The sequence below is a fragment of the Aporhodopirellula sallentina SM41 genome, assembly GCF_000346505.1.
Classification (GTDB): Bacteria; Planctomycetota; Planctomycetia; order Pirellulales; family Pirellulaceae; genus Rhodopirellula; species Rhodopirellula sallentina.
Map to the genome: position 1 here is coordinate 1 of NZ_ANOH01000110.1, position 11,566 is coordinate 11,566.

Sequence of the window (11,566 nt, forward strand, 5' to 3'; positions counted from 1 at the left end):
ACTATGGCCTGCCCTTGCCGGTTGCCGGTGCTCGCGAGCACCGGATGAAGTGTGTGTTCAATGAAGCCTGCAGCGATAGTCAGTATGGCAACCTTTCCATTCAGCTTGATGCGGCGAAACGGCTGTACTGCCATGTGTGCCAAACGTCAAGCAACATTTTGGGCTTGATTCATGGACTGGAGAACCATCAACCGCCCGCCGGGGGTCGTCTGCGTGGTCAAGAGTTCAAAGAGGCCGTTGCCAAGCTACGCGAGATCAACGGTGTCGTCGATGGATTACGGCCAGCCAGGACTCAGAGGCCTACCGTTACCAAGCAGGAAGAGCCGATGGCTCTACCAAAAGAGGCAAACGTGCCGATGATTCGGCATGAAAACGAGGCGGCGCGAAACCTCGCTGACCTCCACAATGACCTAGTCGTCGATGTTGCCGAAATGAGCCCCGAGGCAGCCCAGTACGTTCGCAAGCGAGAATGGCTAACGTCAGAACTGATGCAAAAGTGGGGCGTGGGGTGGATTCCAGGAAATGGTCGAAGTCTATTCCGCAAAAACTATCTCGTGTACACGCATCATAATGAACGCGGCGAAGTGGTCAGCTACAGCGGTCGCGATCTTTCATTTGAGGCGAAATGGAGCAAGTGGCTGCGTGACGGCAAGCCCGAAGGAAAGAAACCTAATAAACATCGCTACGTGACCGGCTACAAACGCGGGCTCGAACTCTACGGTGGATATGCCGATCGGCTCAACGAGCCGCACGTTCAAGAGTCACTCAACGAGTATGGCGTTGCCGTCTGCGAGGGCCAAAACGAGATTTTGAGAATGGAAAGCTTGGGCGTTGCGGCGGTCGGTCTTGGTAGTAACAAGGCGACAGATCAACAAATTGAGAAGTTGATTCGCTTCGCTAAACAAGCTGGCGGCAATCGAGCCTTGCTGTTACCAGACTGCGATGCAGAGGGCGAAGCTGGCTTCAAAGAATTATTGTGGCGACTAACCGAGGCCGGTGTGCAGACCCGTCTCGGGTTTACCAGCAATACGCACGATGGGATGATGAGAGGGCGTCAGCCCGAGGATTTGACGGAAGAGGAGTGGGCGACCATTCGACAGTCCCTTGCAAAGTAGTTGAATGCGTTGTAGATGAAGCATGCGTTTGAAGCTCGTATGCGCTCCGCGAACTCAACTAAGGTGGTGAACGTCGTCGCGGTAGCGATCGACGCAGAGAGACGCGTTAGCGATGCATTTTGGGGCAAGTGGAGAGAGGGGCCGTGGCGGTAGCCGGACTTCGTCCGGCGATTGGGGGCGGCTTTGCCGCTGGTGAAGTGGCGTGCGGCGACGCGTCGAGGACCGAGCGAAGCGAGTGTCAGCGACCCCAGGCGGGTGCGCCGTGGCTCCGTCCGCGATAGTCGCAAAGCCGCCTGGGGTCGCGGACGAAGGACGTCGATGCGGAGCCCTCACAGAGGTGACCGAGAGCGGCTTTGTAAGCCAAGATAAGCGTGCAGTCCCCTGCCGCGAAAGATGACACGAAACCTGGCACGCTTGCAGGTCACGTGTGGTGTCAGTCAATCGGTCACTGATGATTGCTCTCTTTTTGTGGAGTTCGATCGTTCAAATCGATCGACAATGTTGCCAAACCAACATTGAATTTATTCAATCGATAGCGGGTTCCACCCGCCCTTTGATGACAGATTCTTTGTTCAAGTTCTTTGGCGTAGCAAGTTCCGTCGAACGCTTGCTGGTTATGTGCTTCTGCGAAGCGACGAAGTTTCAAGTCAAGCCAACAAAAAGGTGACGACAGGTCCGGTATGAATCTTTGAAAAGGTGACGCGAGGTTCGGCTGAAGAAATAGAAAAGGGTGACGCGAAGTCCGGTGCCTTCACTCCCCTTCTATTGCCATCGTTTTAGTAGCTCTGCCATGCTCAACATGCCACCGGATGAATCTGTTTTGGATTGCACACGATACGTCCGACGCAGATTGACCTTCGCGGTGTACTCGGCGTTGCTTCGAGCCTCCGGCTCAGTCTGACCACTTTCTCGAAGGCCCACGAACAGCTTATTCATGACGCGTTCGAACGCTTCGCGCCCCTCATGCGCAAGGTAGTCATTGAAAGCTTGCTCATCATCAGGTTCACTGGGTCGATTGGCACGCTCGGTAGCGAACTCTGCCTTGCGAAGCTCCCGCCACCAATCCGGTGGCGTAGTTTTCTGTTCGCTGGCTAGTTTTACGTGGTACATGAAGAACGCCTCCGGAGATTGATTGATTCTCTTCTGCTCGATCGCGGACAAAGTGATGTCGGACCATTGCTGAATCAGGCTCGGTCTATATTGTCCAATCAGCCGCTTAATCGTAGCGGTATCGAAACCGATCTTCTCCAGTGGTTCATAGAGGGGCGAATCCTTGGCAGTAAACACCGTGCGGTAGGGTTGGCCATCGAAGTAGCTACCTCGATGGAATGTTACTGAGAACACTCCTTTACGTTCCTTTTGGAATAGGTCACGAATGGCCTTGCAGCTGGCTGGCAAGCGAATTGCTTTCAAGTCCAACAAAGTGCCCGCAACCCGGATCAGCTTTTGTTTGATTTCTTTGGTTGCGAGCGAATCATTAAATCCTAGCGTTTCGACTCCGAGTGAACGCAGTTCAAATCGTGGCGTGGCGTCGATGCGGTGAAACATCTTTTGCAGAAGCAAGAACAGGCGACGACTGGCGAAGTCCAGTTGCCGATAGGTTTGAAAATCAAACGAGAAACTCCCCTGCACCGCGCGGCAAAACTGGAACCATTGGCTGTCGTGGACGAAGTGCCATGCCCGGCTACTTTCGGGATCGATCGGAAGGGAGTATTTCAAGAAACCAAACGCAACATCGCGATGCTCGCCGCGAACCGGATCGAAGAACCGATCGTTGGTGTAGACGACCCCAGATAGACGGCGGATCGCTTCACGGAAAATGCGGTACCGTTTCCCGTCACTATTCTTGCTGTCGACCAATCCCAACTGCTTCAAGCACCAGTGCGGCGTTGCGTAAAAGTCAACGCTAGGATCGGCTTGGGCGAAGGTCAATGACAGCAATCCGTAGAGATACAGTTCGTCATTGGGTGAAAAACCAAACGGAGCGGCCACTTGAGCACGAGCTGTTTTGCGGTTTCGATTCTTGTCGGTGTATTGGTACGAAGCATCGTACAGCAGTCCTGGTCGAATCGCCTTCGTGGCGTCGAGCGGACAAAGGGCGTGTTCCACCAGAGTGTGCTGGGCAAGTCCACAGTACCGCGAGGTTTTTGGTCGGGCGGTAGCGGGCCGAGTTTGATTCAGAGAAGAGTTCAACAGAGTATAGGAATGATTTGGAAGAAGCGTGGATTAGGCTCCCCTACTTCGACCGGCGAAACAGACCGCCGAATAGACCGCGTTGGCTGTTCTTGCCTGAGTTTGCTGACTTCTTGCTTTTCTGCTTCGCTTGCGGTGTTGCGTTCGTCAAGCTCTCCTTTGTTTGGCTCGGTTCTGCATCGTCGTTCACGTCCACAACCTCATCTACCGTGACTGCTTCGGGTGACGGTGCCGTCAACGACAATCGTTTCTGTAGGTGTTGCATGAGCACGTGCGTCTCCTGCATCCGATCATCCTGACGTTTGATTTGCTCGTCCTTTCGATCGAGTTGTGTTTCTAACGTTCGGATCTGAGCGTCCTTCGCTTCCAGTTGGCTTCGCAGAATCTCCAGCACCATCCCAGACGGTTGGTTGTCAGCACTCCCCTTCTTTTTGTCAGCGGTTCCAAATTGCTCGATCACAAATTCCTGCTCAATCGTCCAGCGATACGGCTCCCCTGCCTCCTGTGCACGTTTCAGCTCTTCGACCGACGGTTGCACTTTATCGCGTGAAGCGTGATTCGGATCTTCAACAACGTCACGAATAAATCGTTTGATGGTGCTTGCAGAGACCGGCGTGATTTTGCTGGCTTCAACTGCAGAGATAAACTCAGACATAGGGGGTAAATGGAATGTTGATCCGACCCTACAGCAGCCAAAACAGAAAAGCAAGCAATTGAACGAGGAAGTGAACCGAGCGTTCGCACTTGCGTTCGAGGCATTCAAATCAACGGTTCGCGACTCGTTCGCGGAACTGTTCAAATTTGTTGTACGCAATCAAATCGCGAGAGTACGGCGGTCCTTGCCCTCAGTCAGAACGGTCAGTGAACCATGCAGGATCAGATCAAAGCGAAAGAGGAGAGGGGAGACTAGTGTCGATCAAAACAGGGTGTTTGATCGTATAAATCAACATCAATTTGCACCGATCTAGCTCGATTCATGAACGATTGAGATACCGATCAAAAGTGATCACACTCAATTACAAAGCGGCAAATAGGGGAGTAGACGAACGAACCTGAACGGTCCAAAGGTCTCTCTTGAGGCGATCGCAAACGGGTCAGAACGCAAACGAATTGAACGGATCTTTCAATTGCAGGTTCACGAACAGACCAAGAACGATTCAACGTCGATTCGCGAGCCGTTCAGTACTTGAAAGACAAATCTTTTAGCTAAAAAACGCGTTCGCGATGAACGGTCGGCATCGCATTTGACCAGTTCTTGCCCCGGCCCCTCCCGCATTGCGTAGAATGAAGATCCAACCGGTGTCCACACCGCAAGGCGTTCAACAAATCTAGTTTCATTCTTTCGCTCCTTCCGGCGCACACATCGGCGTCACTATTTACCGGATCGCCAATTTTGCCGACGGAAATGACACGATCGACGAACAAGGAGAAGTCATCTTTTCACCGATGCTTCCTCGCACGCCGCCCGAAGTTCGACGGTGCGACTTTGAACCATCACACGGATTCAGTGCTCTAGGAAAGTGCAGTCCGCGTTCCGGGGGTTGGGTAACAAATAAACTTCAGACGAGGAGATGATTGATGGGCATGCCAGCATTCAAGCTTAGGGTAGGGGAGGCGATGCTAACATCTGATTGGCTGATCACATTGGTTTCGGTAACCGATACCAATGCAACACTTACGGTTTCGTCGTATGACCTTGGAGCAAACCTGGAATCGCCACTTGAAAATTTAGTTGTTCGGTCGACTGTCGCTGTGGACGTGAACGAATTTGCCACCTTGGACGCGAGTGTCCCACTTCGCTTTCAGCTAATGCGATTGTTTCCAAATGCAGCATGGTTTGGGATCTCGATTGCAAAAGGCCATACCTTCTACAGACTCGAGACCTTTAAGATGCTTCGGCGTAAGACTCCTCGTGAAGAATTTTTCGCGTTTGAAAAGATGCCGGCGGCCGAGAGAGAGCGAATTCGTAGTGAAGGTCAGCAAGAGATATCTGATATCCTCGAAAAATCCAAAAAGCCTTGGGGAAGACCGTAGCGGTGGTTCTTCGTTTCCGACATGCAACAGACTGGCAGACCGGTCCAAGGTGGATACGCCCCATTAATGCGGAATAACGAAACTAGGGTGAAGATGGGCAATAGCTAGGTACAAAACACGCCCCCGTAATAAACGGGGGTTTGGTAAGGATTCGGAACGCGAAAAAAACTAGGCCTGTTTGCGGAACCGATGCTGTTCCATTCGATTGGCTTTTATCGAGCGACGACTGCTGCACCACCAAACACTTGAGCAATTGCCGCGTGTTTGATGTCTGGGAAAAGATGCCGATAGCGTCTTCTCATTTCTTCGGTGCAGTGACCGACAAACTCATCGATGATCCGCTGGTCGATTCCACTGCACGCGAGGTTGCTGATGAAGCTATGCCGCAGACAATGCCAGCCTTTGATCTTTTCCCAGCGACTCCCTTTAAGCGTCAATTGAAAATGAGAGTGTGCTTGCTCTGGTTTGATTGGCAGCGGCTGTTGATCCATGAATGAATCAAATTGTGCAAACGACCAGGGGCCACCAGGGTGCTCATCGTCAAACCATTTTCGCATGATTGCCTCGAATGGGGGAGCGAGGGGAACGCGACGCGTTGACCGCTGGCCTTTCACGCGTTTCTTTTCGCGAATGGTGACGAACTTTGTCTCGAAGTTAAAATCCGATCGGCGCGACCGCATGATTTCGCTGCGGCGGGCTCCGGTGTAGCAGGCCATCGCAAACATCGGATGAATGAAAGGGGAGCGAGCTGCTTTTTTAACGTGTTTAAGCAGGTGATTCATTTCCGTTTGCCGAAGGTACAGGCAATCCCAAAGAGTATCCGCTTCGAGGCCGGTCAAACTTTCTTGTCGAATCTGACCTTCAATCTCTCCCCAGGTTTGGAAAGGCGGCTTCTCGTCCGTTTTCGGCAATCGAATGCCGCGGTTGGGAAATGGGCCGGAGACAAGGGGAACCGTTGCCGCCCACCGCCACACCGTGCCGAGAGTGACGATTTCTTTCCGGATCGTCGTTGCAGAGACCCGTTTGTACTCTCGCTCCTCCTTTGGCTTGCTTTTGTCGATCGCGTAGTGGGTTGTTTCTTTGGCCCGAGCGTTGACGTACTTTTGAAGCGTCTGGCCGGTGAAATTGGCCATATCGAAATTTGGCTTCAGGATTCGCGTCAGATGTTTTTGATGCGTCCGCATCGTGCCGATGGTGGTCGCTTCGACGTTGTCGACCGGTAGTGAATCAAAGAATTGGGCAAACATCGATTCCAGGGTGACCCGTCCGGCCCGAGTCTTCAGCGGATCGGCAGGAGGCAGCGAATCGACTTTGCCGTCCGCCATCAAGAAGTCGATGACCGAAACGTGTTCAGGCACTATCAAACGGCCACGCTTGATTAGATCGAGCATCTCGACGATCGCGTCTCGCCGAACGACCGCTTGGGACTCGAGCTTGGTGCCGAGAGAGCGTTTGAAGCGTCGCCCTCCGATACGGAGAACGATGTGGATGGTGCCCGAAGGCTCAGGGTGAAGTGACGCCATGATTGGACTCTTTCGCTCATAAGGGGGACCCTGAGCGTAGAGAACGTCTCTGGCCCAGGCCAGCGACGCGAATCCAATGTTAAGTCAATGTGTCACTTGTTTTGTCACTTGCTGAGTGACACTAGGTTTTTGACGATATGACTCGATCAAAAACACCGTAAAAATCAATGCGGCCGAGAGGACTCGAACCTCCACGGGATTAACTCCCACTAGGCCCTCAACCTAGCGCGTCTGCCAGTTCCGCCACGGCCGCTTTTGTTTCGCGTGGTGCTTTTTTGCAGAGGGGAGAGTGTGCGAAAGTTATCGCTCCACGTCAACGCCCCTTTGGACGCACTGGGACACGAATTTTTGAATCAGTTCGGGTGATTTGGTTCCCTTGGGAGATTCCACCCCGCTGGCGACATCGACACGGGTGGCGCCGCTGGTCTGAATCGCCTTGGCGACATTTTCGCTGTTGAGCCCGCCGGCCAAAATCCAGCTCGGTTGGCCGGCCTGCTGTGGTGATTCCTCCGCCCAGGATGCGATCGAAGGCCAGTGGAGTTGTTTGCCGCCACCACCGAATTGAGCCCCCGCGTCGGCGTCGAGCAGCAAGGCGACCGGGACGTCGGCCCACTTGCCAATTTTCGCCGCGATTTCTTCGAGAGAGAGGGCTGTGGTGGGCAGTCGGATCGCGCGAATCACGGGAATTCTCGCATTGAGCAATTCCTCCGCGTCGGCAACTGTTTCGTCACCGTGCAGTTGAACCGCGTCGAGTTGAAGGAGGCTTTGGACACGCAGGATTTCAGAGGCCTTCTCGTTGACAAACAGCCCGACACGAACGATTCCCGCTCGCGCGCCACATCGGCTAACGGCGAGGGCATCGGGCGAGTCCGGTGGCAGGTAACGGATGCTTCTTGGAAAAAAATTCAGGCCCACGCAATCCGCCCCGGCAGTTTCACACACGCGGACGTCGGATTCCGTGCGGACGCCACAAATTTTGATCTGAAAGTCAATCATCGCTTCTTGTTACCGTGCCAATTGTCGTAATCGGAATAAGTTTACTGGACCTTCGTTTGGGAGCGAGCCGATAAAAAGGATGTCCACGAATCCCGACTCAATTTGGGTGTGTTTTCCGTTGAAGATCCTAACACGCTCGTTTCTGATCGACATGGCGCTGGTTTCACTGGCGTCGTTCGTGCTGGTTTGTTCGGTCGCGAGGTCGCGTGAATTGATCCAACTCCGCGATTCGAGTATCCGAACCTACCAGGTTTGCGTGAAACCGCCGGGCGGTGAAGTTCAACGTTTTCTCATCGCGAACTCATCGCGATCTGTTGACCAATTGCGAAACGAGTTGGTTCGGCAAATGATCGGGCCGGTCTCGCCACAGGTAGGCCTCGTTCGTTGGTATCAGGAGACGTCGCAAGCCTATGCGGAGTCAGTTGGCGCAGATCAGCCGATTGATCGGGCGGGGCAGGACCCGTTTCGCACGGTGTCGTTGCGACAGCCCGACGGCACGCAGGCCGGGGAAGCAGTCCAGTCGAAACCCGGTGTAGAAAACTCGGCCACAACAGTTCCATCCGCGTTGAATCAAACAACGCGTTGGCGAGAGTACTGGGTGTCTCGCGATGAAAAAGCCGAGCGTTGGCTGACGTCGTATGAGTCGCAGATCAGCAAACGTGCCGAGGTGTTTTCTCAATCGATCGAGATTACGCAACCAAACGTTTGGAGGTTGTCGGAAAGCAACGTGCGATGGGCGGTCATGATCGCGTTGGCGACGATCGCGGTAGGGAGTCTTTGGAGGTTGCTGTTGCCGCCGGTGGTTCTCGGTGGGGGAGTGCGTTTGGCGACCGCCAATCCTGGCGCTTTGACGGAATCGACCGCAGCGATGTGTTTTCGTGAATCGTGGATTCGAATCCGACAACCGTTGGGTGTTACCCTTCGAGGAGCGGCCGGTTGGTCGATGGTCGGTGCCGCCACGTTGTCGTCCGGCATGATGATGTTTCTTGCCTTGTCGGTTTGAGGATTCGCCGCGGCGTTGCTTTGAGAATGCCGCCACGTCGTTCGTGTCGGTTGGTGTAGCGAACGCCACGAGCGGTGGTCACCGCGATCCTGTGCAGACGCGTCTGCTTTCCTGCCGTGCGCGGACGCTCCATACTTGTTCACGGCTTCGGTGATGTCACCGACGCGGTCGTTTTCATAGGTATGAGCGTGGGATTGTTGATATGAGTTTGATGAAAGAGTTCAAGGATTTCGCGATGCGGGGCAGCGTCGTCGACTTGGCAGTGGGCGTCGTGATCGGAGGTGCGTTTGGGAAAATCGTGTCGTCTCTGGTTGCCAATGTCATCATGCCGCCGATCAATCTCCTGACGGCAAGGTTTGGCATCGATTTCAAGGAAGCCGCCTACACGATCAAAACAGAGAGCCCGAAACTGAAACCCGACGGCACGATGGAGACGCTCGAGAATGGTGATCCGGTGATGTTGGTGCAGGACTATCCGATCCTCAACTACGGACCGTTCGTGCAGACGGTGTTTGAATTCTTGCTGATCGCGGCGGCGTTATTTGTGATGATCAAGGCGATCAATGCCGCGAGGTCGCAGATGGAAGGAGAGCAACCGGAGGAGGAAAAAGCGGTTCCGAGCGAGGACATTTTACTGCTGCGGGAAATCCGCGACTCGTTAAAGAACGGATAATTTGACAGTTTGTCAAAATTGGCGCGTTGTCATTTTTGACGATCAGATCATATTAGGAGGTATGTCTGCCTCTTCCTCCTCGACGAATTGCTCAAACGCCCCTGGTTCGCCCGTCTTGTCGGCGAAGCAGAGGGAGATTCGTGCTCGCGGTGGTCGGATCCTCGATGCCGCGTACCCGTTGGTGCGAGAGAAGGGGCTCGCCGCGGTCAGCATGGAGGCGATCGCACGCGAGATGCAGTGCACACGCGGGACGATCTACAACCACTACGTCAACAAAGAAGATATTTTGTCGGCGTTGGCGACCCGGTCGGTCCGGCGGCGGATGGAGATGTTCCGGTACGCGGTGACGTTGAGTGATCAGCCGCGAGAGCGTTGTGCGGCAATTGGGATCGCGGCGGAAGTCTACGTGGATTGTTTGCCGGATGATTTTGCGATCGAGCAAACTACGCGGCACGATCCGGTTTGGCAGAAGGCGTCTCCCACCCGCCGCGAGTTGCTGGCGGAATGCGAACAGCAATGCATCAATTGTCTGAGCGGCGTGATCGGCGCGGCCATCGAGAGCGGTGACTTGACGCTGGCCAACGGCATCTCGCGACAAAGATTGACCGAGCAGCTCGTGTTCGGTTTATGGTCGTTGGTCTACGGCGGTTTGGTATTGGAAGCAACGAGCCCGTCGCTCGGAAACGCCGGAATCTCACATCCGCGGATCGCGATCCGGCGAAACTGCAACGCGCTGTTGGACGATTTGGGATGGCGGCCGCTTTATGATGCCGGGGCGTACCAGAGTTTTGTGGTTGCGATCACACCGAAACTGCGCCGTCACGCGAAACGCCTCCTCGAGCAACCTGCGGAGGATTCCCCCGCATGACCCGACGTCTTGCATCGAACGATTCTGTTGCACCGAGCGATTCAGCCGCATCGCTTGGAGATGATTCCGTGGTCGAACCGGTGACGACGCCGACTCGAAAGGGCATGCGTTTGTTCGTCGTGTTCGGGGCCGTCGCGGTGATCGTTTGCACGTTTGCAGGCGCATGGGCCATGCGAAGCCTGCCTGTGCTGGCCCCAAATGCCTCGGCAGGCTCCGGTGCAATCGGTGGTAGCGAGCATTCAGGTGACGCGGCCGGACGTGTGAACGTGGCGATAATTCGTGCGGGTGAGGTTTCCGCGCCGTTGTTGTTTGAGTCTTACCGCGGAGAGGTCCGTGCGAAGCGATCGAGTTGGCTGTCGATGCGACGTAGCGGCAGACTGAATGAGATATTGGTGCACGAAGGTGACGCGGTCGCGGAAGGTGACGTTTTGGCGAGGCTCGACACGTCTGATTTGGACGTCCGTGAGATGATGGCGGATGCAGACGTGGCGGCGGCATCGGCTTCGCTCGAGGAAGCGATCGCGGGACCTCGCGAGCAGACCAAACGGGCGGCGTCGGCCCGGGTCCGGCAACTCGAATCGCAACTGCAATCGGCCGAAAAGAGACTGAGCCGACAGGAGCAGCTTTCTCGACGCAGTGCGGGGACCGATCAGGAACTCGACGACGCGAAATTCGCTGTGGATGAAATGCGAGCGACGTTGGCGTCACGCAAGGCGGAACTCGAAGAACTCGAAGACGGCACGCGTGCTGAGCAGATTGCATTTGCCCGAGCCAGATTAGAATCCGCCAAGGCGTCGCGGAGGCAAGTCGATGTCGACCGCGACGACAGCCAAATCGTCGCTCCGTACGCGGGGGTGATCGCGATAAGGCGGTACGACGAGGGCGAGATGATCGGCCCCAATCAAGGAGTGTTACAGATCCTCGAAGTCGAGCCCGTGGAGGCTCGTTTTGGAGTACCACCGGAAGTTTGCCGGGGTTGGAGGAAAGGGACTCGGTTTTGGGTTGGCGTGAATCCGCCGAAGCAGATTCCACCGTCCGCGACTCCGACATTGAATCCGGCTCTCACTCTTAGCCCATCGACGAGTCATCAGCAGCAAGAAGAGCGTCAACTCGCCAGTGACTCACAACTCGCAAACGTAGATTGGGATCCCGCCGGTTCCG

At 54.9% G+C, this 11,566-nt stretch carries 10 protein-coding genes and 1 tRNA gene; 6 read left to right on the forward strand and 5 right to left on the reverse strand.

What is annotated here, in order from left to right:
• On the forward strand, positions 1-1,115 hold a 1,115-nt coding region (locus RSSM_RS06490), incomplete at its 5' end, for a toprim domain-containing protein (RefSeq protein ID WP_044301436.1).
• 762 nt (positions 1,116-1,877) lie between these two features.
• On the opposite strand, the gene RSSM_RS06500 is transcribed toward RSSM_RS06490, so the two are convergent.
• Both RSSM_RS06500 and RSSM_RS06505 read right to left on the reverse strand, forming a co-directional pair.
• On the reverse strand, positions 1,878-3,224 hold the full coding sequence (locus RSSM_RS06500; RefSeq protein ID WP_008675818.1) for a hypothetical protein: 1,347 nt from the start codon (positions 3,222-3,224) through the stop codon (positions 1,878-1,880).
• A 127-nt stretch (positions 3,225-3,351) separates the two neighbouring features.
• The gene (locus tag RSSM_RS06505) at positions 3,352-3,963 is read right to left on the reverse strand and encodes a hypothetical protein (protein WP_008675819.1); all 612 of its coding nucleotides are present in this window, start codon (positions 3,961-3,963) and stop codon (positions 3,352-3,354) included.
• Between the two features lie 929 nt (positions 3,964-4,892).
• On the opposite strand from RSSM_RS06505, the gene RSSM_RS06510 reads away from it, so the two are divergent.
• Entirely contained in the window at positions 4,893-5,342 is a 450-nt protein-coding gene (locus tag RSSM_RS06510) for a hypothetical protein (protein WP_144059612.1), read from the forward strand.
• A gap of 212 nt (positions 5,343-5,554) precedes the next feature.
• Here the strand turns inward: RSSM_RS06510 and RSSM_RS31500 are convergent, their stop codons facing one another.
• The 3 genes from RSSM_RS31500 to RSSM_RS06525 all read right to left on the reverse strand — a co-directional run bounded on the left by RSSM_RS31500 (position 5,555) and on the right by RSSM_RS06525 (position 7,861).
• Positions 5,555-6,865 (reverse strand): tyrosine-type recombinase/integrase, encoded by a 1,311-nt coding sequence (locus RSSM_RS31500; RefSeq protein ID WP_008675823.1) that lies wholly within the window; start codon positions 6,863-6,865, stop codon positions 5,555-5,557.
• 168 nt (positions 6,866-7,033) lie between these two features.
• A tRNA-Leu gene (locus RSSM_RS06520) sits at positions 7,034-7,118 on the reverse strand.
• A 47-nt stretch (positions 7,119-7,165) separates the two neighbouring features.
• Positions 7,166-7,861 (reverse strand): phosphoribosylanthranilate isomerase, encoded by a 696-nt coding sequence (locus RSSM_RS06525; protein WP_008675825.1) that lies wholly within the window; start codon positions 7,859-7,861, stop codon positions 7,166-7,168.
• 79 nt (positions 7,862-7,940) lie between these two features.
• Here RSSM_RS06525 and RSSM_RS06530 point away from each other — a divergent pair, with 79 nt between their 5' ends.
• The 4 genes from RSSM_RS06530 to RSSM_RS31505 all read left to right on the forward strand — a co-directional run.
• Positions 7,941-8,864, forward strand: coding sequence for a hypothetical protein (locus RSSM_RS06530; protein ID WP_008675826.1), 924 nt, complete (start codon positions 7,941-7,943; stop codon positions 8,862-8,864).
• A gap of 202 nt (positions 8,865-9,066) precedes the next feature.
• Positions 9,067-9,537, forward strand: coding sequence for a large-conductance mechanosensitive channel protein MscL (gene mscL, locus RSSM_RS06535; protein ID WP_008675827.1), 471 nt, complete (start codon positions 9,067-9,069; stop codon positions 9,535-9,537).
• Positions 9,538-9,598: 61 nt separating this feature from the next.
• A complete protein-coding gene (locus tag RSSM_RS06540; RefSeq protein WP_044301441.1) occupies positions 9,599-10,405 on the forward strand; it encodes a TetR/AcrR family transcriptional regulator in 807 nt (268 codons plus the stop codon).
• A partial coding sequence (locus RSSM_RS31505; RefSeq protein ID WP_236620988.1) for an HlyD family secretion protein occupies positions 10,402-11,566 on the forward strand: 1,165 nt, incomplete at its 3' end. The genes RSSM_RS06540 and RSSM_RS31505, both read left to right, overlap by 4 nt.